Genomic DNA, 26282 nt, shown 5'->3' on the forward strand with positions numbered 1-26282 from the left:
ATCAAGCGCCGCACGATTTCAATGACGACTGTCACAGCCATGCAGACGAAGATAACGGCAAAGATTTTGGGAGGAGCAAATGACCATGGCCACTGAGAGCATGCAAATGGAGGCGCTGGAAGCGCCGCCTATCGGACTTCAAGGCGGATCGCGGTTTTTACGCCCGGTCGAATTCATCGCCGCGCTTTTTCTGGTGACGATTGTCGGCCTCCTGCTCATGGGCGTCACGTCGCGCTATGTGCTCTCGCTTCCCGTAGTCTGGATCGATGAGGCCGCGGCGATCTGCTTCCTGTGGCTCGCCATGCTCGGCGCCGTCATCGCCATCGACCGCAACGAGCACCTGCGCCTCACCCTTTTCCTCCAGATGATGCCGGAGCGGATCCGCAGTTTCTTCTCGGCGCTCGGTCCGTTGCTCGTCGCGGTGTTCCTGCTCGGGATGCTCTGGCCTGCCATCGATTACGTCATCGAGGAATCATACATTACCGCAGCAGCGCTCGGCATTCCCATGAGCTGGCGCGTCTCGGCACTTCCTGTCGGCATTGCATTGATGGCAGCGCTGGCTCTCCGCGACGCGGTCCGCAATTCCAGTGTCACGAATCTCGCGGCAGCAGCTGGCGTGATTGCGGTAGCCTTGCTGATCCTGTGGCTGTTGTCGCCATCGCTACCCTCCCTCGGCTATTTCAACATCCTCATCTTCCTCGTCGGCTTTGTGGCCTTCTTCCTCGCCATCGGCGTGCCGATCGGCTTCTGCTTCGGCCTCGGCGCTTTGGCCTTCATGACCTTCACGAGCCCGCTGCCGAACATCGTCATGATCGGGCGCATCGATGAAGGCATGTCGAGCCTTGTTCTCGTATCCGTTCCGATCTTCGTGCTGCTGGGCTGCATCCTGGACGCGACGGGCATGGGCAAGGCCATCGTGGAATTCCTGGCCTCTCTTCTGGGCCACGTAAAAGCCGGCATGTCCTATGTTCTGCTGGGCTCGCTCTTCCTCGTATCCGGAATTTCCGGCTCGAAAGTCTCCGACATGGCGACCGTCGCGCCCGCCCTCTTCCCGGAGATGAAGCGGCGCGGACATAAGCCAAAGGAGATGATCGCGCTTCTCGCAACGGGCGCGGCCATGGCCGATACGGTGCCGCCCTCTATCGTGCTCATCGTGCTGGGTTCCGTGGCGGGTGTCTCGATTGCGGGCCTCTTCACCTCCGGCTTCGTGATCGCGATGGTGCTGCTCGCCGTGCTCGCCATCCTCGCGCGCTGGAAGGCACGCGGAGAAGTGATGGACGGCATTCGGCGCGCTCCGATGAAAGCGGTCGGCAAGGCCCTCGTGGTTGCGGCCCCTGCCTTGGTTCTGCCCTTCCTGATCCGCAGCGCGGTCGGCGGCGGCATCGCAACGGCGACGGAAGTCTCCACCATCGCCGTCGTCTACGCGATGGTCATCGGCATGGTGCTCTATGGCGGCATCCGTCCCGGGAAAATCTACGACATGCTGGTGGAGACCGCCGCCCTCTCCGGCGCGATCCTCATCATTCTCGGCACGGCCTCGGCCATGGCCTGGGCACTCACCCAGACCGGCTTCGCCTTCAAGATGGCTGCCCTCGTGACCGATCTTCCGGGCGGCTGGGTCACCTACATGATGGTCACGATTGCCGTGTTCATGGTGCTGGGCTGCGTGCTGGAGGGCCTGCCCGCCATCGTGCTGCTGGCGCCCATCATGTACCCCATCGCGAAGAATCTCGGCATCAACGACATCCATTATTCGATGGTGGTCGTCACCGCGATGAATATCGGCCTGATGGCGCCGCCCATCGGGGTCGGCTTCTACATCGCGTGCAAGATCGGCAATGTCTCGCCGGACGAGGCCATGGGCGCGATCTGGCCCTATATCGGCGCCCTGTTCATCGGTCTGCTGATCATCGCCTTGGTGCCCGCCCTGTCGATTGCTTATCTCTGAGCATGACAAGCTAGTTCTGGATGCACCGACCTAACCCTCCTCCCCCACAAGCCTCGGGCTTGCCCGAGACTTGTCTTTCGCCCATCGCAAGTCGGGAACACCCGACTTGCGATGGGGAGGAGTTGGAGGTGGGGGTGTTGGCGACGAACTGGACCAGCGTGCCGCCGCCACCCCCACCCTGGCCCTCCCCACAAGGGGGGGAGGGAAACCCACGCTTCATTCTTTAGCGGCGATACATGAAAATAGCGCCGCACCTCTTTCAGAACGGCAACTGCCCCTGATCGTCCTCATCGCTGGAGAGTGGCTTTTTCGCTTTCGGCTTCTTCTCGTTGACCGGCGCAGGCTCGGGCGCGGAAAGCGGCTCCAGCAGGCCGGGATCGTCGTTCTCGACCTTGTTCACGCGGCTCGACACCGGCACCAGATCGAGCCAGTCGTCGGGGCACGGCCGTACGAGACGCATCACATCGGCGCGCTCGTCCCGCACATCGAGCCAGGCGGCGATATCCTCCTCCGACAGGATGACCGGCATCCGGTCGTGAACGGCGGACATGATGCCATTGGCGTCCGTCGTGACAATGGCAGCGGTGTCGATCTCGGAACCATCGGGACTGCTGTAGGTCCCCCACAATCCCGCCATCGGCAGCGGCTTGCGGTTGCGCTGGCGAATGAGGAACGGTGTCTTCTCGCGCCCCTCCCGCCGCCATTCATAGAAACCGTCCACGAGAAAGATGCAGCGCCGCCGCTTGACCGCCGCTTTGAAGGTCGGCTTCGTTTCCAGCGTCTCGCCACGCGCATTGATGACGAGCGGAAAATCCTTCGGGTCCTTCACCCAGGACGGCAGGAAGCCCCACCGCACCAGCATGAAATGACGCTCGCCCTTTTCCTCCAGCACGATGGGCACCGGCTGCGTCGGGGCTACGTTGAAGCGCGGCGGGAAATTCGGCTGCTCGGAATAGCCGAAGAAATCCCGATAGGCCTCGGGAGGCAGGGTGATCGCGTAGCGTCCGCACATGGTTGATGACCCCTCTCGTCATGGCCGGACTTGATCCGGCCATCCACGCCTACTTGCTTTCCACCCCTCCGCCCTCATCCTGAGGAGCCGCTGAAGGCAGCGTCTCGAAGGATCGTCCAGAGAACACTGGAGACGCCCCGCCCTTCGAGACGGTCACTCCGTGACCTCCTCAGGGTGAGGCTGTGTGGTGGAACGGGTGAGGTCTAAGCGTCCAGAATAGGTCGCGAAAGTCAAATCCTCACAGCCACCGCCGCCAGCGGAAGATCAGGTAAGGCACCACGGCGGCAAAGATCATAAGTGCGATGGCCCAAGGATAGCCGAGCTTCCACTCCAGCTCCGGCATGTTGTGAAAATTCATGCCGTAGAGCGACGATACGAGAGTCGGCGGCAGAAAGATCACGGACATCACCGAGAAGATCTTGGCGATGTCGTTCTGCTCGATGGCGACGAGTCCGAGGGTCGCATCCAGAAGAAACTGGACCTTGTTGGAAAGAAAGGTCGCATGCTCCTCGATGGATTGCACGTCGCGCAAGGTTGTACGCCATTCGGCCTGATAGCCGCGCGCCTTCTGCGGGCGCGGCATGGTGGCGGAGAGGAACAGCAGCAGGCGCTCCACGGAGACCATGCTCTCGCGCACATTCGAGATCACATCGCCCTTGCGCCCGATGGATTTCAGGGCCGCCCGGAAGGCGGCGGTGCGTCGGGCCTTATGCCTCTCCGTCTCGAAGATCGATTGCGAAAGCCGGTCGATCCGCTTGCCTATCAGGGCAAGAATTTCCGCTGCCCGGTCGATGATGGTCTCGATCAGCCCGTCCAGAACCGCCTCCGGTTGGTGGCGGCAGCCGCCAGGCTTGCCGGCGCGGGCCATGAACATGTTGAACGAACGCGGCTCGCCGTAGCGCACGGTCACGAGGGCGCGCTCGGTCAGGATGAAGGACACGTCGATGAGCTTGGGATTGTCCGTATCGGAGCTGCACAGCACACGCGCGGTCATGTAGCTCGCGTTGTTCTCGCGATAGAGAATTTCGGACGGTTCGATATCCGCCATTTCCTCGCGGGTAGGGATTTCGATATGGAGGTGGGCCTCGACGAGCCTGTCCTCATCGCGGGTCGGCTCGACAATGTCGATCCACAGAGCATCCTCAGGGATCGGCTCACCCGGCGCCAAAGCATATCGGTCGAGGGACTCGCCCAAATGGGTCAGGACCTGTCCTGGCCTGTGGATGAGGATCATGCACATCTCCGCCGCTGGGAGTTTTCGTTATTTCAACCTGTATGGCCGGATTTGCCCCGGCCACCCACGTTTCAAAGAAACACTATCCTCATCCTGAGGAAGTCGCAAAGTGACCGCCTCGAAGGGGGCTCCAAAGCGCACTGGAAAATCCTTCGAGACGCCGCTCACGATGAGGATTGTGTGAAATGAGCGGGATCACCAGCACATGTCACAATGATGACAGCGGCGGCGTATCGTCCGGCACGAAGAAATCCGGCATCAAGGGCTTTGACGGATCGACCCGGTACTTCTCGAAATCGCTCACGCCCTCCCCGCTCAGGAAGACGTCGTCGATGAGGAAATGGCCGGAGAAGCTCTTGGAGGGCTTCCGGAAAATCGCATGGGCAGCATCGGCCAGGATCTCCGGTGTGCGGCTCGCCTGCACGATCTCGTCGCCGCCGAGCAGGTTCTTCACCGCGCTCGTCGCGATGGTCGTGCGCGGCCACAGGGCGTTGACGGCGATGCCCTTGGGCCTCAGCTCGCCCGCAAGCCCCAGCACGCACAGGCTCATGCCGTATTTCGCCAGCGAATAGGCCAGATGCGGCGCGAACCATTTCTCGCTCATGTCGAGCGGTGGCGAGAGCATGAGGATGTGCGGATTCTCGGCCTTTTCCAGATGCGGGATCGCATATTTCGAGACCATGTAGGTGCCCCGCGTGTTGATCTGGTGCATCAGATCGAACCGCTTCATATCCGTCATCGTCGTCGGCGTGAGGCTGATGGCGCTGGCGTTATTCACCACGATATCGAGCCCGCCGAAGGTTGCGACGGCCTTGTCGATGGCCCCGCTCACCGCCGCCTCGTCGCGAACATCGACGACCAACGGAAGGGCTTTGCCGCCCGCCTTCTCGATCTCCTCCGCCGTCGTGTAGATGGTACCGGGGAGCTTGGGATGCGGATCAGTGGTCTTGGCCGCGATAACCACATTCGCGCCGTCCCGCGCCGCCCGAAGGCCGATGGCGAGACCGATGCCGCGCGAGGCTCCGGTGATGAAAAGCGTCTTGCCTTTGAGTGTCATGGAATCAACTCGCCAATGCCAGGTTCGCATCCTGCAGGAAGCCCGCGCCTCCAAGGACAGTCTCTTCGAGGCCGCTGGCTCCAACCGCGATGTTCTCCGCAAAGAACCGGCACAGCGCGATGCGTCCCGCATGGGCCGGATCGTTGTCGCCGCCAGCGATCATGGCATTCGCGGCGAGTGCAGCCTCCGCCAGTGCCGCACCGCCCTGCGCGAGAGCGAAGAGGCGAAGGTAAGGCGTTGCGCCTGCAAGCGCCTCGCCCTGCGCGTTGGATGAGAGAGATTGCAGCATGTAGCTCGTCGCCCGATCAAGGCTCTCGATGGCATCCCGCAAGCGAGATGCGGTTGCGCCGAAGGCGGGTGTTCCTTCTTTCATGACGCGCGCGACGATGGCGCGCATGGAGGCGATCTGCGCCCGCACGGTCTCGCCTCCGGAGAGCGGCAGCTTGCGCGCCACGAGATCGATGGCCTGGATACCGTTGGTGCCCTCATAGATCGGCGCGATGCGCGCATCGCGGAAGTGCTGCGCCGCGCCCGTCTCCTCGATGAAGCCCATGCCGCCATGGACCTGCACGCCAAGTGACGCAACCTCGACGCCGATATCGGTGGAGAAGGCTTTCGCCACGGGCGTAAGCAGCGAAGCGCGCTCGTTTGCTGTCTTGGCCTTCGTTGCATCCTGTTCGAGATGCGCCCGGTCGATACCCTCCGCAGTCATGTAGCAGATCGCGCGTGCAGCCGCAGTGAGCGCCTTCATGGTGAGCAGATTGCGCTGCACATCAGGGTGCGCTGCGATTGGGCTCATGCCTTCCGCCGCACCAATGGCGCGGCCCTGGCGCCGTTCATGCGCATAGGCGAGAGCCTGCTGATAGGCGCGCTCCGCAATGGCGACACCCTGTAATCCCACCGCGAGGCGCGCGTTGTTCATCATCGTGAACATGCAGTTGAGCCCGCGATTTTCCTCGCCGACGAGCCAGCCGACAGCGCCGCCATTATCGCCGAAAATCATGGTGCATGTGGGCGAGGCATGGATGCCGAGCTTGTGCTCGATGCTGTGGCAACGCAGGTCGTTGCGCGTGCCGTCCGGCATGAACTTCGGAACGAGGAACAGCGAAATGCCGCGCGTGCCTTGTGGCGCATCCGGCAGACGCGCCAGCACGAGATGGATGATGTTGTCGGTCAGATCGTGCTCGCCATAGGTGATGAAGATCTTCTGGCCGGTGATGCGATAAGTGCCGTCGCCCATGGGCTCGGCGCGCGAGCGAATGGCCGCGAGATCGGAGCCCGCCTGCGGCTCGGTGAGGTTCATCGTCGCCGTCCACTCGCCTGAGACGAGCTTTTCGAGATAACGGCTTTTCAGGTCCTCGGAGCCGTGCTGAACCAGCGCCTCGATGGCACCGTGGGTGAGCACTGGCCCAATGCCGAATGCCATGGAGGCGGCGTTCCACATCTCGACGCAGGCCGAGTTGAGCAGCGTCGGCAAGCCCTGCCCACCATAATCCACCGGTCCCGGAAGCGCGTTCCATCCCGCCTCGGTCCAGCCCTTGTAGGCCTCCTTCCAGCCGGGAGCCGTCGTGACCTCGCCGTCCTTCAACGTCACGCCATGCTTGTCGCCCTCGCGGTTGAGGGGCGCGATCACGTTATTGGCGAAGCGTCCGGCCTCTTCCAGGATCGCCTGGGCGAGATCGGGAGTGAGATCGCCATAGAGGCCTTCATCGACAGCCCGGTCGAGCCCCGCCACGTGTCGCATGGTGAAGACAATGTCCGACACGGGCGCGCGATAAGTCATAATATTTCCTCTCAAAGCTTCGGCTTTTTGATATTGACGCGTTCTCCCGCGCCATTAAACCCGCCCAAGGTATCATCCACGGCTTGGAAATGGCCGGTGGCCTGGGCAAAGGACAGTTTAGAGGTGAACGATCACGGGTCAATGCTTATGACGCAACGTCTTGCCGCCAATGAGGCCGGCATCACGGAGGCTGCCGCGATCCTGCGGCGTGGCGGGCTCGTGGCGTTCCCGACAGAGACAGTCTACGGCCTCGGCGCCGATGCCACCGATGCCGACGCGGTCGCGGGCATCTATGCCGCCAAGGAGCGCCCGAGCTTCAACCCGCTGATCGCCCATGTGGCAAGCTTCGAGGCGGCAAAGGTGCAGGGCATCTTCAACGAGACCGCCCGTCGCCTCGCGGAAGCTTTCTGGCCCGGCCCGCTCACCCTCGTGGTGCCGGTGGCCGAGACCTGCACCGTGTCCGAGCTAGCCCGAGCGGGCCTCGACAGCGTGGGCCTGCGCGTTCCGGCCCATCCCCTCGCCCACGCGCTTCTGGAGGCGACCGGCCGCCCTGTCGCGGCTCCATCCGCCAATCGCTCAGGCTGGGTCAGCCCGACCGATGCCGATCACGTACTCGGCGACCTCGATGGGCGCATCGATGCGGTGCTTGATGGCGGCGCGACGGAGGTCGGCGTCGAATCCACCATCGTGTCCTGCCTCGAAGGTGTACCGCGCCTGCTGCGCCCCGGCGGCGTGCCGCGAGAGGCAATCGAGGAGTTGATCGGGCAGCGGCTGGAAAATGGCGTGGAGGGCGAGAAGAACCCGCTCGCGCCAGGCATGCTGGCCTCGCACTACGCGCCGCGCGCGCAGGTGCGGTTGAATGCGAAGCGGATCGAACCGGGAGAGGCTGCGATGCTGTTCGGCGCGCAAATCCTGCCGGGCAACGAGACCGCGAAAGCAATGCTCAACTTAAGCGAAAACGGCGACCTCAGGGAGGCCGCCGCTCATCTGTTTTCTTATTTGAGAAAGCTCGACGCATCGGGCGCGCCGACCATCGCCGTTGCACCCATTCCCGAGACCCGCCTTGGCGAAGCCATCAACGACCGCCTCCGGCGCGCCGCCGCGGAGCGGTAGCCCGCTCCGCGAATGCGGGCCTTATTTCGCTGCGAGCTTCGCGGCGATCTGCGCGACGTGCTTGCCCTGGAAGCGGGCGCCGTCGAGATCGATCTCGCTCGGCTGGCGCGAGCCGTCGCCGGCGGCAACGGTCGAAGCACCGTAGGGCGAGCCGCCACGGATCTGGTCGACGCCCATCTGGCCCTGGAACGAGTAGGGCAGACCGACGACCACCATGCCATGATGCAGCAGCACCGGGATCGTGGTGAGGATGGTGGCTTCCTGGCCGCCGTGCTGAGTGGCGGTGGAGGTGAAGATCGAGCCGACCTTGCCGATCAGCTTGCCCTGCGCCCACAGACCGCCGGTCTGGTCGAGGAAGTTCTTCATCTGCGCGGTCATTGTGCCGTAGCGGGTCGGCGTGCCGATGATGATCGCGTCGTATTCCGGCAATTCCTCGACGGTGGCGATCTCGGCCTTCTGGTCGGTCTTGTAGTGAGCGGCCTTGGCGATCTCGTCGGGCACGAGCTCAGGCACGCGCTTCACGACGACCTCGGCACCGGCTTCGCGCGCGCCTTCGGCAGCCGCGTAAGCCATCTGCTCGATATGTCCCCAGGACGAATAATACAGCACCAGAACCTTGGTCATGGGATCTCCAATCATGACGGATGTGACGCAAGCGATCGAAGCTCCGGAATCATGGTTCGGAGGTGACCGTCCTGCAATCTTGTGACTAAGACAGGATAAGCTTTCCAGTCTGCAAAACAAATGTTAGATATGCAGGATCTCCATTGCACCAATGCAAGATATCATGGCCAAGCAGCAGAACCTCGACTGGGATGATTTCAAGCTCGTGAAAATCATCGCTGAAGCCAACGGCTTGGCGGGTGCGGCCGAGAGGCTTGGGGTCAACCATTCCACGGTTTTCCGCAGGCTCGGCCAGATGGAGCAGAATCTCGCGGTCAAGCTCTTCGAGCGCCACCGCACAGGCTATGTGCTGACGCCTGCGGGCGAGGAGATGTCGGCGCTCGCCGAGCAGATGGAGGAGAACGTCACCTCCTTCACCCGCAAGTTGGCAGGCCAGGCCGTGGCCCCGGCAGGCGAGCTGCGGGTTACCACCAACGACACTCTTCTCGTCCACTTGCTCACGCATATCTTCGCGCGCTTCATCACCGCCTGCCCGGAGATGCGGCTCGATGTGGTGCTCGCCAATCAGGCACTAAACCTCTCGAAGCGCGATGCGGATGTGGCGATCCGCGCCACCGACGATCCGCCGGAAACACTGGTCGGCCGCCGCGTCGCGACCATCGCCTGGGCGATCTATGGCCGCGCCGTGGATTTCCTGAATTACCAGGGCCCGGCCGACATCAACTCCCTCGACATCTACAACCGCCCCTGGGTCGCGCTGGGCGACAACCTCGCGGCGCTGAAAGCAGCGCGCTTCGTGCGCGAGCGTGTTGCGCCTGAGAACCTCGTCTACAAGGTCAACACGGTGCTCGGCCTCGCGGAAGCGGTGGAGGCCGGCACGGGCATCGGCCCCCTGCCCTGCTTCATCGCGGATGCGAGCCCCAATCTCGTGCGGCTCTCGGACATCAACCCGGATTTCTCGGCGGGCCTGTGGCTCCTCACCCATCCCGATCTTCGCCAATCGGCGCGCGTGCGCGCCTTCATGGATTTCATGGCAGCCGAGATCGGCAAGCAGAAGCGCTGGATCGAGGGCGGCGGAAAACGCTAAAGCACCGGTTCAGCGGATCTCCACCACGACGCGTCCCTTGATCTGACCGGCGACGATCTTGCTACCCGCCTCCATCACGTCGTCGAGACGGATGGTGGAGGTCATGGCCGCGAGCTTGTGGTGATCGAGTTCGCGCGCGAGACGGCTCCACGCCTCCATGCGAAGCGCCTTCGGCGCCATGACGGAATCGACGCCGAGCAGGGCCACGTTGCGCAGGATGAAAGGCGCGACCGTCGTGGGCAGGTCCATGCCGGCAGCAAGACCGCAGGCGGCAATCGCGCCACCGTATTTCGTCATGGACAGGACATTGGCGAGCGGGATGGAGCCCACGGTATCGACGCCAGCCGCCCATCGCTCCTTGTTCAAGGCCCGGACCGGGCCGGTGAGTTCGCTTCGATCCAGAATCTCAGCCGCACCAAGGCCTTTCAGGTACTCGCCTTCCTCCGGCCGTCCGGTCGAGGCGATGACATGCCAGCCCGCTTTCGCGAACAAAGCCACGGCAACGGAGCCGACACCGCCGACAGCGCCTGTGACGATGGCGGGACCGCGCTCAGGCTTCAGGCTATGCCGCTCGATGGCCATGAGGCACAGCATCGCCGTGTAGCCTGCCGTGCCGATGGCCATGGCCTGGAGAGGTGTCAAACCTTGCGGCAGCGGGATGAGCCAGTCGCTCTTGACGCGTACCTTCTCGGCATAGGCCCCCAGATGCGTCTCGCCGAGGCCCCAGCCGTTCAGCACCACAGCGTCGCCGGATTTGAAATCGGGACTCGTGGACTGTTCCACGACGCCTACGAGATCGACGCCGGGGATCATGGGAAAGCGGCGCACTACCGGCGCCTTGCCGGTGAGCGCGAGGCCGTCCTTGTAATTCAGGGTCGAGTGCGACACGCGGACGGTGACGTCGCCGTCCATGAGATCGGCTTCATCGAAGGCGCGAATGCCGACCTGTTGACCCGCATCGCTCTTGTCGATGACGAGCGCCTTGAACGTTCCCATGTGGAATCCTCCTCAGTCCCGATTTTGGAATGCAGGGAAGGACCGGGACAAGCGCCGTGCTCTTATCCCTTCGCCTTACTCCGCAGGCTGAAGCGCCGGACCGCGCTCGACCGGACGCTCCTTGATCGGCAGGTTGATCAAGGCCGAGGCGATGCCGAGCGCGATGGAGAGCCACCAGACCAGACTGTAATTGCCGTAGACCTCGTAGAGGATGCCGCCGAGCCACACGCCGAGGAAGCCGCCGACCTGATGCGAGAAGAACGCGAAGCCGTAGAGCATCGCCATGTAGCGCGTGCCGAACATCAGCATCACCAGGGACGATGTGGGCGGCACGGTGGAGAGCCACAGCAGGCCGATGGAAATGCCGAAGACAATCGAGGAGACCGGCGTAATCGGCAAGAGGATGAAGGCTGCGATGGCGACCGAGCGTCCAAGATAGATCCACGCGAGCAGCCAGCGCTTCGACATGCGCGTGGACAGCCAGCCGGATGTGAGCGAGCCGAAGGCATTGGCGAGGCCGATGACGGCAAGCGTCCATCCGCCGATGGAGGCGGACAGGCCCGCATCACGCAGGTAAGCGGGCAGATGCGCGGTGATGAAGGCGAGCTGGAAGCCGCAGGTGAAAAAGCCGAGCACCAGCAGCACATAGGAGCGATGCCGGAAGGCTTCCGTCAGCGCCTGTGCGATCGACTGGCCGGGAACGGGCTGAAGCCCGCCCTGCGATCCGGCGGATGCATTGGGCCGCGTCGCGAGGGAGATCGACAGGGGCAGGACGATGAGGATCGAGCCTGCGAAGAGGATCAAGGTCTGCTGCCAGCCCACGGCATCGATGAGCACGTTGCCGATGGGCGGAAAGAGGAACTGGCCGAAGGAGCCAGCCGCCGTGCCCGCGCCGAAGGCCATGGGGCGCCACTTCTCAGGGAGAAGCTTGCTGAACGCGCCAAGCACCAGATTGAACGAGCAACCCGACAGGCCAAAGCCGATGAGCACGCCTGCACCCATGTGCAGGATGCCGGGCGTGGTCGCATAGGCCATCACCACAAGGCCCAGTGCGTAGAGCACAGCGCCAAGGCAGAGCACGCGCAGCGTCCCGAAGCGATCCGCAATCGCGCCCGCGAAGGGCTGTCCCACACCCCAGAGCAGATTCTGGATGGCAATGGCCAAGCTGAACGTGTCGCGTCCCCAGCCGAATTCCGTCGTCATCGGGATCTGGAAGAGGCCCGCCGAGGCCCGGGGCCCGAAGGTGATCAGGGCGATCAGACAGCCCGACAGAACGATGAGTTCCGGCGAGACCCGGGACTGGGTGGCAGGTGTGGACATCGGCGTGGCCCTTAGGGACGAAACAAGAGGCCGAAGACTAGCGCAACTCCCGCAGGCACAACATTGGAAATTTGTTGCGCAGACCATGAGCGACCGTGATGAATCGTAGGTGATTTTTCTTTATCGGCGCCGCTCGACAAGGACCCTCACGTTTGCCCCGGCTTCAGCTTGTAGAAGATGTGCCGGCCGATGACGTCCATTTTCTTCAAACGGCGCGCCCAGTAAGGCTTCACATAATCCGCATGGTAATGGGTCGCGCCGCCCACATCGGCCAGATAGGTCTTGCCTTCGAGCACGGCGGTGGCGACGCGCTTTGCGCGTTCCCATGAGAACGTATCGGTCGTGCGCAGGGCCTTGCCTTCGCAGGCGAAGGTGAACTGGCAGGCCAGGTGCCGGTGGCGGTTCTGGTAGACGACGCCGCAGATGGAGGACGGGTAGAGCCCGCTCTTCACGCGGTTGAGCACCACCTGGGCCACAGCCGCCTGCCCTGCTTCTGGCTCGCTGCGCGCCTCGAAATAGACGGCCTCGGCCAGGCAGCGCTGTTCCTTGTTCATATTGTCGGGGTCGATGAGGTCGGCGTAGCGCGGGCGCTCGCCGTCATCGGATTTCGAGATGATGCTTTCGCCATAACCCTTGTCGAGGCGCGGCGATTGCAGCGAGACGGGCGCCGCGGCGATCTCGATGGGCGTAGCCTCCACAGGAGCGGGCGTCGTGGACGAGAGGGTTACGGCGCGCTTGACCATCGGAGTCGTGGGGCTGGCCGATGCGCCCGTCGAGCCGGCTGCGGCTGCCGCCGGTGATTGCACGGATGTCGATTGGCGCGTGGTGGTGAATTCGGGAGCTTCCCATGGCTCGAAAGCCTGCTCCATTTCAGGCGCTTCGAACTCGCCTTCCATGAGAATGGTGGGCGGCAGCAGGCGTTCGTCCTGGCCGAAGAGGAGACGGGACTCGCCGACCTGCTCGAGGGAGGAGCGCATCTGGTTCGCACGGAGGGAGAGCGTCACGCGCGCCACCAGCGGATCGCCTTTGCCTGTGCGTTCCACGACCGGGTCGCCTCCCGCGCCGGCCTTGCGGTCCGCCTTCGGAATTACGGCATTCGCCGACGCGTCGGGAAGATCATAGCGCGGCAGGCTCCGCAGGATATCGCGTCCGAGGTCGAGACGGCCTCCGGCGATGGAAGCGGTGATCGGCGGAACGAGCGCGGCCTGGTTGAGATAGGCCACTGCATTGCGGGGGGAGAAGCTCACGCCCGCCTGAATGTCGTTGCTGGCGGAAGCCGTGAACGAGATCAGGAGCCCGGTGGCGAGCGCCCAGGGCGCCGTTGTGGCGCAGATCCATCTCACCCGTGAGCGACGATTCCGAACTCGCACGCGATACACCCTACAAAAACAAACTCGGCGAGCATCCGACAGGAACGCCCGACTTCCTTATGGTTATCGCGGGTTAAGGTTGATGGGTGGTTAAGAAGCCTTCCCTACTCCGCCGCCCTTGCTGCGGCAGACTGCCGCTTCGCCGTAATGCGCCTCAAGGCATCCGCCGTTCCCTCGTCGGCCGGAAAGAAGGCCTCAATGGCGAGTTCAGACAGGGTCACGTCCACGGGCGTCCCGAAGATCGTGGTGGTACTGAAGAGGGTCAGCACGCCCTCCTCCGTCATCAGCTGCAGCGGCACGACGATACCGGCATAATCATGCGCGGGCTTCTTGGCACGGACAGCCGCATCTGGCGTCGGATAGGCCAGCAATTCCTCGGCGAGCGCGGCAAGCACCGCATCGCCCGTCGCATCCACCTGATGACGCAGGCGCTCGACCAAGTGGCCCCGCCACTCGGTGAAATTCACGATGCGTCGCGCCATGCCGGTGGGGTGAATGCTGAGACGCAGCACGTTGACCGGTGGCTTCAGCAGTGCCGGATCGACGTCCCCGACAAGCGACATCAGAGCATCGTTGGCCGATACGAGCGACCAATGCCGGTCGACGGCGAGCGCCGGATAAGGCTCGTGCCCCTTGAGCACGAGATCGACGGCTTGGCGCATGCCGGCAAGCGCGGGATCGTCGAGCGAGCGCTGCGAATAGACCGGCGCAAAGCCTGCAGCCACCAGCATGATGTTGCGCTCGCGCAGCGGCATGTCGAGCTTCTCGGAGAGCAGCAGCACCATGTCGCGGCTCGGCTGCGAGCGGCCCGTTTCGAGAAAGCTCAGATGCCGCGTCGAGATCTCGGCCTCAAGCGCCAGATCCATCTGACTCATGCGCCGCCGCTGGCGCCATTCGCGCAGGTAATCGCCGACATGCTGGGTGGGGGTGCTCGTTTTCATGGGGGGAGCATAGCGCGGCCTGAACCACACTTCCATGACCTCCGAGGTAATCGACCCGCTTCTCAAGGGGCGGCATCCTTCCATGCAGGTTGAAAGTCTCAACCGAGTTTTTCAAAAGGAGCCTGTCATGATGTCGATCCAGTCCTCCCCGTTGCTTCGCCAAGCCCTTCTGGCCGATGCCACCACCAGCGCCGCCTTCGGTTTTCTGATGCTGATTGCAGCAGGCCCGCTCGGAGGGCTGCTCGGGCTGCCGGAGATGCTGCTACGGATCGCGGGACTCGTGCTTCTGCCCTTTGCGGCTTTTCTCGCTTGGCTCGGACTGCGCGAGCAGGTTCAGAAGCCTCTCGTGTGGGCGGTGGTGGTCGTGAACGCGCTCTGGGTCATCGACAGTATCCTGCTTCTCGTGAGCGGATGGGTTCAGCCTACCACGGCAGGCTATGCCTTCGTGATCATGCAGGCGCTTGCGGTGCTGATGTATGCGGAATTTCAGTTCATCGGCTTGCGTCGGTCGGCGGAAGCGATGGCGTGAGGCATCATGCTGAACACCTGACTGTCATCCCGGACGGCGAAGCCGATCCGGGATCGTTGGCAGAATAGGACACTGCGCTTACTCCCTCCCCCTTGCGGGGAGGGAAGCCGCGCGCTCTATCCTGCACACGATCCCGGATCTGCGCTGCGCTTCGTCCGGGATGACGATGTGGGAATGTATTTACCGATCTCGCCCGTTGAACGGCACCGGCTTTACGTCAGCCAGATCAATCGTCTCCAGGCAGCGGATGTTGATCACCGCCATCTCTTGGCCGTTCGGCGCCTTGCCTTCGCCGAAAGGCGCGCAGCCGCAGGTGGCGCAGAAGCGGTGGCGGACGTTGTGGGTGTTGAAGAGATAGGTGGTCAGGTTGTCCTCGCCCTGGATCACCTTCATCGCTGCGCGCGGAGCGAAGGACAGGAGATAGCCCTTGCGGCTGCAGATCGAGCAGTTGCATTCGATCACCTGATCGAGATCCGCCTCGACCTCGATAACCACCTTGCCGCAATGGCACGAACCCTTGTGCAGCGTCATTATTCTTCCCCGTTTTCGCCCTCGTTATCCGAGCGCCGTCATCACCGTCACGATGAGGCCCGCGCCGATCACCGCCACGAACCGGTCGCCCATGGTGAGGGGTTCCACCCTCCCCTGAGCCGCCATCTGGCCGATGATCATATCGAGGATGAGGGAAACCGCAAACGGCCATGCCGCGGGCGGCACGGCCATATGCTGCCATTCGGGGCGTTGCAGCATGACGAGGCCGATCACGATGCCGGAAACCAGCACCGCGCCGATATAGATGAGACGGCTTTTCGACATCGTCATGCGCGTCATCAAGCCTGGCTCGCGGCCTTGTTGCCCAGCGCCGCCTGCGCTGCGGCAAGGCGGGCGATCGGCACGCGATAAGGCGAGCAGGACACGTAATCGAGGCCCGCCTCCTGGCAGAAATGGATCGAGGCCGGATCGCCGCCATGCTCGCCGCAGATACCGAGCTTGATGTTCGGCCTCGTCTTCTTGCCGCGCTCCACCGCGAGTTTCACCAGTTCGCCCACGCCTTCCTGGTCGATGGTGACGAACGGATCAGCGGGCAGCAGGCCCTTCTGCGTGTACGGGCCGAGGAACGAGGCCGCATCATCGCGCGAGATGCCGAGCGTAGTCTGCGTGAGATCGTTGGTGCCGAAGGAGAAGAACTCCGCCGATTCCGCGATCTCGCCCGCACGAAGCGCCGCGCGGGGCAGCTCGATCATCGTGCCGACCTGATACTCGACCTTCACGCCGCTTTCCTTGGCGACAGCCTCGGCCATGGCGACGATGCGATCCTTCACCAGATCGAGCTCCGCCTTCGCCATGACGAGCGGCACCATGACCTCCGGCACCACCGGCTGACCGGTCGTCTTGCCGGCTTCCACCGCCGCTTCGAAGATGGCGCGCGCCTGCATCTCGGCGATCTCCGGATAGGCGACCGCGAGACGGCAGCCCCGGAAGCCGAGCATCGGGTTGAACTCGTGCAGTTCGGACGCGCGGCGCTTCAGCTTCTCGACCGACGCATTCATGGCTTTTGCGACTTCCTGCATCTCCTCTTCCGAGTGCGGCAGGAACTCGTGCAGCGGGGGATCGAGCAGGCGGATCGTGACCGGCAGACCGCTCATGATCGTGAACAGCTCGACGAAGTCCTTGCGCTGCATGGGCAGCAATTTGCTGAGCGCCGCGCGGCGTCCCGCCTCGTCGTCGGAGAGGATCATCTCACGCACTGCGATGATGCGGTCGCCCTCGAAGAACATGTGCTCCGTGCGGCAAAGGCCGATGCCTTCGGCACCGAAATTGCGCGCGGTCTTGGCATCGAGCGGCGTTTCCGCATTGGCGCGCACCTTCATGTGGCGCACCTTGTCGGCCCAGCCCATGAGGGTCGCGAACTCGCCCGACAGCTCAGGCTCCAGCATCTTCACCTGACCGAGCAGCACCTGGCCGTTCGAGCCGTCGATGGTGAGAACCTCGCCCTTGTTCAGCGTCTGGCCCGCGATGGACATGGTCTGCTTGGCGTAATCCACGCGGATCGAGCCCGCGCCGGACACACACGGCTTGCCCATGCCGCGCGCGACCACCGCCGCGTGCGAGGTCATGCCGCCGCGCGTGGTGAGAATGCCCTCGGCCGCATGCATGCCGTGAATGTCCTCAGGCGAGGTTTCGACGCGCACGAGAATGACCTTGCGCCCCGCCTTCTTCGCGGCCTCCGCATCGTCGGAGTTGAACACGATCTCGCCGGACGCCGCACCCGGCGATGCGGGCAGGCCCGTGGCGATGATCTTGCGCTCGGCCTTGGGATCGATGGTGGGATGAAGCAACTGGTCGAGCGCCGCAGGCTCGACGCGGGTCACCGCCTCCTCCTGCGTGATCAGACCTTCGGAGGCCAGCTCCACGGCGATGCGCAGGGCCGCTTTCGCGGTGCGCTTGCCGTTGCGGGTCTGGAGCATCCAGAGCTTGCCCTTTTCTACCGTGAATTCCATGTCCTGCATGTCACGGTAATGCTTTTCGAGAATGCCGTAGATGCGCACGAGCTCGTTGTAGGCGTCGGGCATCTCGCCTTCCATCGAAGGCTTGTTGGAGCCCGATGCGATGCGTGCCTTCTCGGTGATATCCTGCGGCGTGCGGATGCCCGCCACCACGTCCTCGCCCTGCGCATTGATAAGGAACTCGCCGTAGAGCTCGCTCTCGCCGGTAGAGGGATTGCGCGTGAAGGCGACGCCGGTGGCGGAGGTCTCGCCCATGTTGCCGAATACCATGGCCTGCACATTCACCGCCGTGCCCCAGCTCGCTGGGATGGCGTGCAGCTCGCGGTACTTGATGGCGCGGTTGTTCATCCAGGAGCCGAACACGGCGCCGATGGCGCCCCAGAGCTGCTCGTGCGGATCCTGCGGGAAGGGTTTGCCGAGTTCCTTCTCGACCAGCACCTTGTAGCGCGGGAGAATGGCCTTCCAGTCCTCTGCGGTCATGTCCGTGTCGAGGGTGTAGCCCTTGCGGTCCTTGAACTCGTCGAGCACTTCCTCGAAATGGTGGTGCGAGAGATCGAGCACCACGTTGGAATACATGGTGATGAAGCGGCGGTAGGAATCGTAGGCGAAACGCTCGTCGCCCGCGCCCTTGGCGAGAGCACCCACGGTCACGTCGTTAAGGCCGAGATTAAGCACCGTGTCCATCATGCCCGGCATCGATGCGCGGGCGCCGGAGCGGACGGAGACGAGAAGCGGGTTGTCGGCATCGCCGAAGGTGCGGCCTGTAAGCTTGCCAATGTAAGCGAGGGCTTTTTCGACCTGGGTCTTCAATTCCTCCGGATAGGAATTGCCGTGGTCGTAATAATAGGTGCAGACTTCCGTGGTGATGGTGAAGCCGGGTGGAACCGGCAATCCGAGATTGGACATCTCGGCGAGGTTCGCCCCCTTGCCGCCAAGCAGATTCTTCATCCCCGCCTGGCCTTCGGCCTTACCGTCACCGAAGGTGTAAACCCACTGCGTCATCGCTCGACCCCTTGGCTCTATAAACGCCCTGCTGCAGCGCAGGTGTTGGCTTGAAGCATGTAGGGCCCAAACGCAAGCTGAACAGCCAAGGTTCCTTAGTTGCATAGAGGGTGCCGACGGGGCCGTTCAAGGGGAAACGGCTCCCTGCCGGAAACATTGTTCCGCAAATAAAAATAGCCGGGACATGCCCGGCCATTCTGGAATTTCTGCAACCCCGTATCAGACGCGGTAGCGGCCGTTGCGCTTCACGTAGACCGTGGTGCCGGCGGGAACGCGCTCGTAAAGGTCGACCACGTCCTCGTTGAGCATGCGCACGCAGCCGGAGGAGACCTGTTCGCCGATGCTCCAGGGCTCGTTGGTGCCGTGGATGCGGAACAGGATGTCCTGACCGTTCTGGTAGAGATACAGCGCACGGGCGCCGAGGGGATTGTCGAGGCCGGCCTCGCGGTGTTCCGGCAGATCCGGGTTGATGCCCTTCATGGTCTTGGTGGGGCGCCAGGCGGGCCACACGCCCTTGCGGCCGACCGAGGCCACGCCCTTCCAGGAAAAGCCCTGTTTGCCGACGCCGACGCCGTAGCGAATCGCCTTCTTGTCGGGCTGCACGAGGTAGAGATGCCGCTCGTCGATATCGACCACGATGGAGCCGGGCTTCTCGGGGCCATCGTAATTGACCGTCTGCTTGGCGTATTTCGCATCCATCAGCCTGCGGTCGACCAGCGGCACATCGAAGGGCTGATCGGGCATGGAGCCGATATACCAGGCGGCATCCTCGGTCGCCGCCACCTCGACGGGGGCGGGCTGCTGGGCTGTTTGGCAGGCGGCGAGAGAGGCGCTCAGGAGAGCGCCGAGAAGCAGGCGTCGGAACATGAGGAATCTACCGGAAAAGATGTTGCCGACTACCTAGGCGTATGAGGGGCCTTTGGCTGTGCCCCTCATGCAACACCTTAATGGGAATTAACTCTATTACCCCTCGATCCGGGAGAAATCGGCCACCGTGCGGGTCGCTTCGCGGATATCGTTGAGGAGCCGCAAGCGGTTGGCGCGCAGGGCCGGATCGTCCGCGTTTACGGTCACCTTGTCGAAAAACGCATCGACAGGCTGGCGAAGCCGCGATAATGCGCGCATCGCGCCCTCGAAATCTTCCGCTTCGGCCGCTTTTTGCGCTTCTTCCTTCGCTCCATGAAGAACGACAGCGAGAGCCTTCTCCTCGATCAAACCTTGGCTATTCACGATTTCGAGATCGGGTGCCTCGCTATAGGAGCGCCCATCCTTCTTCTCCTCGATGCGCAGGATGTTGGCCGCGCGGCGATAGCCGGCGAGGAGGTTTGCACCGTCCTCGGTGTCGAGGAAGAGGCCAAGCGCTTCGACGCGGCGGACGATCATGAGGAGGTCGCGATCGTTCGGCTTGTTCTCGGAAGCATCCGTAGAGAAAACAGCGGCAATCAGGTCGTGCCGCGCTCCCCTGTCACGAAGATAAACAGTGAGACGATCCGCAAAGAATTGAATTAAATCAAATGCGAGAGCGACCGAGTCGACATTTGGGAACCGGTCAAATTTGCGGATGAATAGGCCGGTGAGACCAAATTGGATATCGTTCTCAAGAATCAGTCGGACGACACCCAACGCAGCACGACGCAGCGCGTAAGGGTCCTTCGATCCTGTCGGCTTTTCATCAATCGCCCAGAAGCCTACGAGCGTGTCGATCTTGTCGGCGAGCGCCACGGCGACAGACACCGGATCGGTCGGCACGCGGTCGGACGGGCCGAGCGGCTTGTAGTGCTCTTCGATAGCGGCTGCGACTGACGCATTCTCACCCTGCAGCGTCGCGTAGTAGCGGCCCATGAGGCCCTGCAGTTCGGGAAACTCACCGACCATCTCTGTCACGAGATCGGCCTTGGCGAGACGCGCGGCGCGCTCGGCCAATGCGGGATCGGCGCCAACGATGGGCGCAAGTTCTTTCGCGAGCGCCGCAATACGCTCCACGCGCTCGTATTGCGTGCCGAGCTTTTCGTGGAAGACGATATTCTTCAGCTTCTCAAGCCGGTCTTCCAGCTTCACCTTCTGGTCCGTCTCCCAGAAGAACTTGGCGTCGGACAGGCGAGCGCGCACCACGCGCTCGTTGCCGCCCACAATCGTCTTGCCGCCATCGCTTGCGATGAGGTTCGAGGTGAGCAGGAATTTGTTGGCGAGCTTTCCGGTCTTCGCGTCGCGCAGCACGAAGCATTTCTGGTTCGCGCGGATGGTGGTGCGGATCACTTCCGGCGGAATGTCGAGGAAGGCTTCCTCGAACGAGCCCATGAGCACCACGGGCCACTCGACGAGGCCTGAGACTTCTTCCAGCAGGCCGTCATCCTCGATGAGTTCGAGGCCTTGCGCGAAAGCGAGATCCTTCGCGTCATGCAGGATCATGTCCTTGCGGCGATCCGCATCGAGCACGACCTTCGCGCGCTCCAGCGCCGGCACGTAATCGTCGAAGCGCTTCACGCGGATCGGATCGGGAGCCAGGAAGCGATGGCCGTAGGTCGTGTCGCCGGACGCGATGCCGTCGACCTCGAAACGCACCACTTCCGGATCTTCGGTTTCAGGTCCGAAGGTGCACAGGATCGATTGCAGCGGACGCACCCAGCGCAACGAACCGGGCTCCGTGGAGGCCGCACCCCAGCGCATGGATTTCGGCCACGGGAACGTCTTGATGATTGCGGGTAAGATTTCCGCCAGCACATCCGCCGTGGCACGGCCCGGCTTCTCGATGATGGCGACGTAGAACTCGCCCTTCTTCGGATCGCTCTCGATCTTCGCCTGATCGAGCGAGGCGAGGCCTGCGCCTTTCAGGAAGCCCTGGATCGCCGCATCGGGCGAGCCGACGCGCGGACCCTTGCGCTCCTCGCGCACATCCTGCCCCTTCACGGGCAGGCCCGCGATGGTGAGCGCGAGGCGGCGCGGCGTGGAGAAGGCCTGCGCGCCCTCATAGACGAAGCCGCGCTCCACCAGCGCATCGGTCACAAGCTTCTTCAAATCCTCCGCCGCACGGCGCTGCATGCGGGCGGGAATTTCTTCGGAAAACAGTTCAAGGAGAAGATCGGGCATGGGAGATTTGAAACTTTAATGTTGAGGGAACGGGTGAGCGCGTGGCCTTTTAAGCAGCCACGCCCCCGCCCTCGGTCTTCAGCCATGCCGCGCCGCAGGCTTTCGCCAGTTCGCGGACGCGCAGGATGTAGCTCTGGCGCTCGGTGACGGAGATCACGCCACGCGCATCGAGCAGGTTGAACATGTGGCTGGCCTTGATGCACTGGTCATAGGCCGGCAATGCCATGAGATGACGGTTGTCGTTGGAGCCTGCCTTCGGCTCGCCGTCGGCCAGATACTTTCGGCAGGCGGCTTCCGCATCGCGGAAGTGGCGGAAGAGCATTTCCGTGTCCGCGTATTCGAAGTTGTGGCGCGAATATTCCTGCTCGGCCTGCTGGAATACCTGCGCGTAGGTGACCTTCCGGTCGCCTTCGAGGCCGTTGAAGTTGAGATCGTAGATCGACTCGACGCCCTGCAGATACATGGCGATACGCTCGAGGCCGTAGGTCAGCTCGCCCGCGACCGGCGAGCACTCGAAGCCCGCGACCTGCTGGAAATAGGTGAACTGCGACACTTCCATGCCGTCGCACCAGCATTCCCAGCCGAGGCCCCACGCGCCGAGCGTCGGGCTCTCCCAATCGTCCTCGACGAAGCGGACGTCGTGGACAGAGGTGTCGATGCCGATAGCCTTCAGCGAGCCGAGATAAAGCTCCTGCAGGTTCGGCGGGTTCGGCTTCAGGATCACCTGGAACTGGTAATAGTGCTGAAGGCGGTTCGGATTTTCGCCATAGCGCCCGTCCTTCGGGCGGCGGGAGGGCTGCACATAAGCCGCGCGCCACGGCTTGGGGCCCAACGCCCGCAAGGTCGTGGCCGGGTGGAACGTGCCTGCGCCGACTTCCATGTCGTAGGGCTGGAGGATGACGCAGCCCTGCTCCGCCCAATAGCGCTGGAGCGTGAGGATCAGGCCCTGGAAAGAGCGCGCGGGGTTCATGTGCGCGGGTTCGCTGGTCATGAAAAGCGTCCGGTCTTTAGAGTATTTCAGGCGAACCCTTGGGATGATGGGGGCTGCAAGTCAAGCGTGGGCCTTATTCCCCTCCCCCTTGTGGGGAGGAGGGCTCGGGCAGCGCAATTCACAACCCCAGCCGCGCCCAGGTAGCCCGCTCCTCCAGCGCCCCCACCACCTCGCCCGGATCGATCAAGCTCCCCGAGGTCAGCGAGCGGCGGCCCAGGAGGCGGCCGAGGAACGGCGGACGGGCCGGCTCGATCATGCGGAACTGGACCTTCTCGCCGAAGCGCTGGCGCAGGATGGTGCGGATGTCGCCGAGACCGTCGACGAGGCCGAGGTCCAGAGCCTCCGCCCCGACCCAGAAGGCGCCGGAGAACAGGTCTTCATAGGAATCGTTGAGCTTTTCGCCCCGGCGGGTTTTCACGAGATCCACGAAGACCTCGTGGATCTTGCGCTGAAGCCCTTTGAGGCGGGCCACATCCTCCGGGTTTTCGGGTTTGAACGGGTCGAGCATCGCTTTGTTCTCGCCTGCCGTATGCACCCGCCGCTCTACGCCGATGCGGGCGATCAGCTCCTGGAAGCCGAAGCTCGCGGACACCACGCCGATGGAGCCGACGATGGAGGCTGGATCGGCATAGATCTCGTCCGCCGCGCAGGCGAGCATGTAGCCGCCTGAGGCCGCCGCATCCTCCACGAAGGCGATGACGGGAATCTTCTTTTCCTCGGAGAGCACGCGGATGCGCTTGAAGATCAGATGAGACTGGGCCGCCGATCCGCCGGGCGAGTTGATGACGAGGGCCACCGCCTTGGCGCCGGGAACGGAGAATGCCCGTTCCAGCAATGGCGCCACGGTGGCCATGGCAAGGCCCTGCCTGAAAGGCACGACGGCCCCGATGGCGCCGGAAAGGCGCAAGACCGGAACGATGGGGTGAGCGTAATTCCGGAACGGGCCGGGAAGGAGAAACTGAAGACGTTCGGGAAGCACGGAAGACAGGAATGTTTGCGGCATAGGCTTCATGTAGTGCACTTGGGGCTGACGCCCAAGATGAACATACCGTTAGGGAATGCGTCGGCATTCGTTCAGTTACGGTCGGTTAAAGATTGGGCATGGATAACATTCCAATCAATTCACTGTCTCAGGCCCGTGCCTGAGAGGTGCTGAGGAGAAAAAGACCATGCGTAAGCTGATTGTCGGCCTTCTTGGCCTCGCGACCCTGGGACTCGGCGCCCTGTCGGCTCCCCAGGCCGAAGCCCAGCCCTATTACGGCCGTCCCGGCTATCATCGGGCGCCTGTCGTGGAATACCGCGCCGGCCCCGTCCTCGTCCGTGAGGAATATCGCCGGCCTCCGCGCCGCGTCTATCGCCCTGCCCCGGTCTATCGTCCGGCCCGGGCAGTCCGCCGCTGCTGGGCCGAGCCCCGCCGCGTCTGGAACGGCTACCGTTATGTGCACCGTTCCGTCGAGGTCTGCCGCACGGTCCGCCGCGGCCCCGGCCCTCGCTGGTAAACTCGATCAAGGGCGCCTTCGGGCGCCCTTTTTCATAGGAGGCTAGCTTCGCCCTGATGCAGCGCCTGCGCCTCGGAGGTGAAGCGCCCGTCCGGACCGTTCAGAATGACTGGTGGCAGGATGCTTAAAGGGGCGCGGCTGCCCTTGGTCCCGGAGAGCAGGAGCCGGATGGCAGCCTTGTCGGCGCTCGGATGCACGAAACGAAGCTCGATCCCGCCGAGCCCGTTCAACGAGGCAAGGCACTCGGCCAGACGGTCGGCTCGGTGGATCAGCACGAAGCGCCCCTTGGGTTTCACCAGGCCAAGGCAGGCACGAAGCCAGGCCTCTAGCCCGCCCGCCGGCAGGGCATGGGCCGCCGCCCTGCCCTTGTCCGGTGAAATGCGGGCCTGCCCCTCTTCCAGGAAGGGCGGATTCGTCAGGACGATGTCGGCGCTTTCGGGAAGCAATCCCGCTGCACGGCGCGATTCCTTCTCCAGCAGGTCCGACACGGCAATCCGGCCCTCGACCTGATTGGCCGCACAGTTGCGGCGGCAGAGTTCGGCGAGGGTCGAATCGCGCTCGACAAAGACATAGCGTGCGCTCTTCTCCCGCGCCGCGACCATCAAGCCGACGGCGCCGGTGGATGCCCCGATATCAATCACCACGTCGCCCGGCTTCACGGGTGCGCTGGCGGCCAGCAGCACGGCGTCGGTTCCGGCGCGATGTCCCTTGGCGGGCTGGGCGAGCTGCACGCGCCCTCCCAGCAGTAAATCCTGCGTGATGTCAGTCATGCAGCAACTCTGCGCCGAGGCCGGCTTCGCGGATCAGGCTTCGAGCCTCTTCCAGGTCGTCCTGGAGCACGAGGATCCGCTTAGGGAACGCGCCCATCATTCCCTCGATGGCGCTGACATGCATATCTGCGACCAACACATGGATGTTGGCGTCTTCCAATAAGGATTGTAGGAAGCCGATCACAACGAGATCGTTGGTGCGGACGATTTCGACCATCGGCTTTGAGCCCTTTCCCTGCGTCAGGCGTTTGCTTTGCAGCATGGAAAGTGCCATGCCACGTAAGAGCATAGAGTCAAAATCCGCCCTGTGATGAGGTTTCGTTACCTGATCCGGGACGGGCTTCATATTCCTACCGGTCCTGAGAGCCGGCAACCCGGGTTTGGCACGTGGGCGTCGTCGTTCCGTTCGAAGATAAGCACCCCGAGAAGAATGCGAGCATCGAGAAGCTCGTTTCCCTTGTGGCCTCCGATATGGAACGGGTCAACGCGATGATCCTGTCGCGCACGGGCTCCGAGGTCACCATGATCCCGGAGGTGGCCAACCACCTCATTTCTTCCGGCGGCAAGCGCCTGCGGCCCATGTTGACGCTCGCGACGGCGGGCCTGTCGGCTTACGAAGGCGACGGCCACGTGAAGCTCGCGGCCGCCGTCGAGTTCATGCATACGGCTACCCTCCTCCACGACGATGTCGTGGACGAAAGCGACATGCGCCGGGGCAAGATCGCCGCCCGCATCAAGTGGGGCAACGAGGCGAGCGTGCTCGTGGGCGATTTCCTGCTGGGCCAGGCCTTCCGCATGATGGTGGAAGTGGGCTCGCTGCGCGCCCTCGACATCCTCTCCGCCGCCGCGACCGTGATCGCCGAGGGCGAGGTGATGCAGCTTGCCGCCGCCAAGAACACCGAGACCACGGAAGACGAATACCTCGCGGTCATTCGCGGCAAGACGGCGGAACTCTTCGCTGCCGCCTGCGAAGTCGGCCCCGTCATCGCCGGTCGCCCCAAGGCCGAGCAGGCCGCCTGCCGCTCCTACGGCATGAATCTCGGCATCGCCTTCCAGCTCGTGGACGACGCGCTCGATTACGGCGGCAAGGCCGCAACTCTGGGCAAGAACGTGGGCGACGATTTCCGTGAAGGAAAGATCACCCTGCCCGTCGTCCTCTCCTTCCGCCGGGGCACGGACGAGGAGCGCGCTTTCTGGAAGCGCGTGCTCGAGCGCAGCGAGATCGAGGATGCGGATCTCGAACAGGCCATCAGTATCATGCGCCGCCACAAGGCGCTGGAGGATACGGTGGATCGCGCCCGCCATTACGGCGCCATGGCCCGCGACGCGCTCGCCCTCTTCCCGTCGAGCCCGATGAAGCAGGCCCTGCTGGACACGGTCGATTTCTGCATCGCCCGTGCGTACTAAGGCTA

24 protein-coding genes are annotated in these 26282 nt (G+C 63.4%); 6 read left to right on the forward strand and 18 right to left on the reverse strand.

Features of this window, described 5'->3' with window-relative positions; genetic code table 11:
• Window positions 1-79: 79 nt before the first annotated feature.
• Window positions 80-1948, forward strand: coding sequence for a TRAP transporter large permease subunit (locus AB4Y85_RS06570; protein WP_441984071.1), 1869 nt, complete (start codon window positions 80-82; stop codon window positions 1946-1948).
• Window positions 1949-2207: 259 nt separating this feature from the next.
• On the opposite strand, the gene AB4Y85_RS06575 is transcribed toward AB4Y85_RS06570, so the two are convergent.
• The 4 genes from AB4Y85_RS06575 to AB4Y85_RS06590 all read right to left on the reverse strand — a co-directional run bounded on the left by AB4Y85_RS06575 (window position 2208) and on the right by AB4Y85_RS06590 (window position 7034).
• Window positions 2208-2960 carry an SOS response-associated peptidase gene (locus tag AB4Y85_RS06575; protein WP_441984072.1) on the reverse strand — a complete coding sequence of 251 codons (753 nt, stop codon included), beginning with the start codon at window positions 2958-2960 and terminating at the stop codon, window positions 2208-2210.
• Window positions 2961-3198: 238 nt separating this feature from the next.
• Window positions 3199-4194 carry a magnesium transporter CorA family protein gene (locus AB4Y85_RS06580; protein WP_441984073.1) on the reverse strand — a complete coding sequence of 332 codons (996 nt, stop codon included), beginning with the start codon at window positions 4192-4194 and terminating at the stop codon, window positions 3199-3201.
• A 208-nt stretch (window positions 4195-4402) separates the two neighbouring features.
• Window positions 4403-5251, reverse strand: a complete 849-nt coding sequence (locus AB4Y85_RS06585; RefSeq protein WP_441984074.1) for an SDR family oxidoreductase — start codon at window positions 5249-5251, stop codon at window positions 4403-4405.
• Window positions 5252-5255: 4 nt separating this feature from the next.
• The gene (locus AB4Y85_RS06590; RefSeq protein WP_441984075.1) at window positions 5256-7034 is read right to left on the reverse strand and encodes an acyl-CoA dehydrogenase; all 1779 of its coding nucleotides are present in this window, start codon (window positions 7032-7034) and stop codon (window positions 5256-5258) included.
• Between the two features lie 147 nt (window positions 7035-7181).
• Here AB4Y85_RS06590 and AB4Y85_RS06595 point away from each other — a divergent pair, with 147 nt between their 5' ends.
• Complete coding sequence (locus AB4Y85_RS06595; protein ID WP_441984076.1) at window positions 7182-8147, forward strand: L-threonylcarbamoyladenylate synthase; 966 nt, start codon at window positions 7182-7184, stop codon at window positions 8145-8147.
• A gap of 21 nt (window positions 8148-8168) precedes the next feature.
• Here the strand turns inward: AB4Y85_RS06595 and wrbA are convergent, their stop codons facing one another.
• Window positions 8169-8771, reverse strand: a complete 603-nt coding sequence (gene wrbA / locus AB4Y85_RS06600; RefSeq protein WP_441984077.1) for an NAD(P)H:quinone oxidoreductase — start codon at window positions 8769-8771, stop codon at window positions 8169-8171.
• A gap of 151 nt (window positions 8772-8922) precedes the next feature.
• On the opposite strand from wrbA, the gene AB4Y85_RS06605 reads away from it, so the two are divergent.
• On the forward strand, window positions 8923-9858 hold the full coding sequence (locus tag AB4Y85_RS06605; RefSeq protein WP_441984078.1) for a LysR family transcriptional regulator: 936 nt from the start codon (window positions 8923-8925) through the stop codon (window positions 9856-9858).
• A 9-nt stretch (window positions 9859-9867) separates the two neighbouring features.
• On the opposite strand, the gene acuI is transcribed toward AB4Y85_RS06605, so the two are convergent.
• The 4 genes from acuI to AB4Y85_RS06625 form a co-directional block, all read right to left on the reverse strand.
• Window positions 9868-10854, reverse strand: coding sequence for an acrylyl-CoA reductase (NADPH) (gene acuI, locus AB4Y85_RS06610; protein WP_441984079.1), 987 nt, complete (start codon window positions 10852-10854; stop codon window positions 9868-9870).
• A gap of 75 nt (window positions 10855-10929) precedes the next feature.
• The gene (locus AB4Y85_RS06615) at window positions 10930-12174 is read right to left on the reverse strand and encodes an MFS transporter (protein WP_441984080.1); all 1245 of its coding nucleotides are present in this window, start codon (window positions 12172-12174) and stop codon (window positions 10930-10932) included.
• A gap of 146 nt (window positions 12175-12320) precedes the next feature.
• Entirely contained in the window at window positions 12321-13544 is a 1224-nt protein-coding gene (locus tag AB4Y85_RS06620) for a cell wall hydrolase (RefSeq protein ID WP_441984081.1), read from the reverse strand.
• A gap of 104 nt (window positions 13545-13648) precedes the next feature.
• Window positions 13649-14485, reverse strand: coding sequence for a helix-turn-helix domain-containing protein (locus AB4Y85_RS06625; RefSeq protein ID WP_441984082.1), 837 nt, complete (start codon window positions 14483-14485; stop codon window positions 13649-13651).
• A gap of 127 nt (window positions 14486-14612) precedes the next feature.
• Here AB4Y85_RS06625 and AB4Y85_RS06630 point away from each other — a divergent pair, with 127 nt between their 5' ends.
• Window positions 14613-15014, forward strand: a complete 402-nt coding sequence (locus AB4Y85_RS06630) for a hypothetical protein (RefSeq protein ID WP_441984083.1) — start codon at window positions 14613-14615, stop codon at window positions 15012-15014.
• 180 nt (window positions 15015-15194) lie between these two features.
• On the opposite strand, the gene AB4Y85_RS06635 is transcribed toward AB4Y85_RS06630, so the two are convergent.
• The 7 genes from AB4Y85_RS06635 to AB4Y85_RS06665 all read right to left on the reverse strand — a co-directional run bounded on the left by AB4Y85_RS06635 (window position 15195) and on the right by AB4Y85_RS06665 (window position 23604).
• Window positions 15195-15545: a GFA family protein gene (locus AB4Y85_RS06635; protein ID WP_441984084.1), complete on the reverse strand. Its 351-nt coding sequence runs from the start codon at window positions 15543-15545 to the stop codon at window positions 15195-15197.
• Between the two features lie 24 nt (window positions 15546-15569).
• Complete coding sequence (locus AB4Y85_RS06640; protein WP_441984085.1) at window positions 15570-15836, reverse strand: hypothetical protein; 267 nt, start codon at window positions 15834-15836, stop codon at window positions 15570-15572.
• Window positions 15837-15844: 8 nt separating this feature from the next.
• Window positions 15845-18523 carry a pyruvate, phosphate dikinase gene (gene ppdK / locus AB4Y85_RS06645; protein ID WP_441984086.1) on the reverse strand — a complete coding sequence of 893 codons (2679 nt, stop codon included), beginning with the start codon at window positions 18521-18523 and terminating at the stop codon, window positions 15845-15847.
• 219 nt (window positions 18524-18742) lie between these two features.
• Entirely contained in the window at window positions 18743-19390 is a 648-nt protein-coding gene (locus tag AB4Y85_RS06650; protein ID WP_441984087.1) for a L,D-transpeptidase, read from the reverse strand.
• Between the two features lie 96 nt (window positions 19391-19486).
• Window positions 19487-21610 carry a glycine--tRNA ligase subunit beta gene (glyS, locus tag AB4Y85_RS06655; protein WP_441984088.1) on the reverse strand — a complete coding sequence of 708 codons (2124 nt, stop codon included), beginning with the start codon at window positions 21608-21610 and terminating at the stop codon, window positions 19487-19489.
• A 49-nt stretch (window positions 21611-21659) separates the two neighbouring features.
• Entirely contained in the window at window positions 21660-22601 is a 942-nt protein-coding gene (locus AB4Y85_RS06660; protein ID WP_441984089.1) for a glycine--tRNA ligase subunit alpha, read from the reverse strand.
• 118 nt (window positions 22602-22719) lie between these two features.
• Window positions 22720-23604, reverse strand: a complete 885-nt coding sequence (locus AB4Y85_RS06665; RefSeq protein WP_441984334.1) for a S49 family peptidase — start codon at window positions 23602-23604, stop codon at window positions 22720-22722.
• Between the two features lie 166 nt (window positions 23605-23770).
• Here AB4Y85_RS06665 and AB4Y85_RS06670 point away from each other — a divergent pair, with 166 nt between their 5' ends.
• Window positions 23771-24100 (forward strand): hypothetical protein, encoded by a 330-nt coding sequence (locus tag AB4Y85_RS06670; RefSeq protein ID WP_441984090.1) that lies wholly within the window; start codon window positions 23771-23773, stop codon window positions 24098-24100.
• Between the two features lie 32 nt (window positions 24101-24132).
• Here the strand turns inward: AB4Y85_RS06670 and AB4Y85_RS06675 are convergent, their stop codons facing one another.
• The gene (locus AB4Y85_RS06675; protein WP_441984091.1) at window positions 24133-24870 is read right to left on the reverse strand and encodes a tRNA1(Val) (adenine(37)-N6)-methyltransferase; all 738 of its coding nucleotides are present in this window, start codon (window positions 24868-24870) and stop codon (window positions 24133-24135) included.
• Entirely contained in the window at window positions 24863-25216 is a 354-nt protein-coding gene (locus tag AB4Y85_RS06680) for a putative signal transducing protein (protein WP_441984092.1), read from the reverse strand. Before AB4Y85_RS06680 ends, AB4Y85_RS06675 begins: the two co-directional genes overlap by 8 nt.
• Window positions 25217-25257: 41 nt before the next feature.
• Here AB4Y85_RS06680 and AB4Y85_RS06685 point away from each other — a divergent pair, with 41 nt between their 5' ends.
• The gene (locus AB4Y85_RS06685) at window positions 25258-26277 is read left to right on the forward strand and encodes a polyprenyl synthetase family protein (protein ID WP_441984093.1); all 1020 of its coding nucleotides are present in this window, start codon (window positions 25258-25260) and stop codon (window positions 26275-26277) included.
• The last annotated feature ends 5 nt before the right edge of the window (window positions 26278-26282 follow it).

Source organism: Microvirga sp. 2YAF29, assembly GCF_052114605.1.
In the GTDB taxonomy this organism is placed as follows: Bacteria; Pseudomonadota; Alphaproteobacteria; order Rhizobiales; family Beijerinckiaceae; genus Microvirga.

Bases quoted from the DNA above. Each gene is read 5' to 3' on its own strand.
- AB4Y85_RS06570 (WP_441984071.1), top strand. From the start codon at position 80: ATGACCATGGCCACTGAGAGCATGCAAATGGAGGCGCTGGAAGCGCCG.
- AB4Y85_RS06575 (WP_441984072.1), bottom strand. From the start codon at position 2,960: ATGTGCGGACGCTACGCGATCACCCTGCCTCCCGAGGCCTATCGGGAT.
- AB4Y85_RS06580 (WP_441984073.1), bottom strand. From the start codon at position 4,194: ATGATCCTCATCCACAGGCCAGGACAGGTCCTGACCCATTTGGGCGAG.
- AB4Y85_RS06585 (WP_441984074.1), bottom strand. From the start codon at position 5,251: ATGACACTCAAAGGCAAGACGCTTTTCATCACCGGAGCCTCGCGCGGC.
- AB4Y85_RS06590 (WP_441984075.1), bottom strand. From the start codon at position 7,034: ATGACTTATCGCGCGCCCGTGTCGGACATTGTCTTCACCATGCGACAC.
- AB4Y85_RS06595 (WP_441984076.1), top strand. From the start codon at position 7,182: ATGACGCAACGTCTTGCCGCCAATGAGGCCGGCATCACGGAGGCTGCC.
- wrbA (WP_441984077.1), bottom strand. From the start codon at position 8,771: ATGACCAAGGTTCTGGTGCTGTATTATTCGTCCTGGGGACATATCGAG.
- AB4Y85_RS06605 (WP_441984078.1), top strand. From the start codon at position 8,923: ATGCAAGATATCATGGCCAAGCAGCAGAACCTCGACTGGGATGATTTC.
- acuI (WP_441984079.1), bottom strand. From the start codon at position 10,854: ATGGGAACGTTCAAGGCGCTCGTCATCGACAAGAGCGATGCGGGTCAA.
- AB4Y85_RS06615 (WP_441984080.1), bottom strand. From the start codon at position 12,174: ATGTCCACACCTGCCACCCAGTCCCGGGTCTCGCCGGAACTCATCGTT.
- AB4Y85_RS06625 (WP_441984082.1), bottom strand. From the start codon at position 14,485: ATGAAAACGAGCACCCCCACCCAGCATGTCGGCGATTACCTGCGCGAA.
- AB4Y85_RS06630 (WP_441984083.1), top strand. From the start codon at position 14,613: ATGATGTCGATCCAGTCCTCCCCGTTGCTTCGCCAAGCCCTTCTGGCC.
- AB4Y85_RS06635 (WP_441984084.1), bottom strand. From the start codon at position 15,545: ATGACGCTGCACAAGGGTTCGTGCCATTGCGGCAAGGTGGTTATCGAG.
- AB4Y85_RS06640 (WP_441984085.1), bottom strand. From the start codon at position 15,836: ATGACGATGTCGAAAAGCCGTCTCATCTATATCGGCGCGGTGCTGGTT.
- ppdK (WP_441984086.1), bottom strand. From the start codon at position 18,523: ATGACGCAGTGGGTTTACACCTTCGGTGACGGTAAGGCCGAAGGCCAG.
- AB4Y85_RS06650 (WP_441984087.1), bottom strand. From the start codon at position 19,390: ATGTTCCGACGCCTGCTTCTCGGCGCTCTCCTGAGCGCCTCTCTCGCC.
- glyS (WP_441984088.1), bottom strand. From the start codon at position 21,610: ATGCCCGATCTTCTCCTTGAACTGTTTTCCGAAGAAATTCCCGCCCGC.
- AB4Y85_RS06660 (WP_441984089.1), bottom strand. From the start codon at position 22,601: ATGACCAGCGAACCCGCGCACATGAACCCCGCGCGCTCTTTCCAGGGC.
- AB4Y85_RS06665 (WP_441984334.1), bottom strand. From the start codon at position 23,604: ATGCCGCAAACATTCCTGTCTTCCGTGCTTCCCGAACGTCTTCAGTTT.
- AB4Y85_RS06670 (WP_441984090.1), top strand. From the start codon at position 23,771: ATGCGTAAGCTGATTGTCGGCCTTCTTGGCCTCGCGACCCTGGGACTC.
- AB4Y85_RS06675 (WP_441984091.1), bottom strand. From the start codon at position 24,870: ATGACTGACATCACGCAGGATTTACTGCTGGGAGGGCGCGTGCAGCTC.
- AB4Y85_RS06680 (WP_441984092.1), bottom strand. From the start codon at position 25,216: ATGAAGCCCGTCCCGGATCAGGTAACGAAACCTCATCACAGGGCGGAT.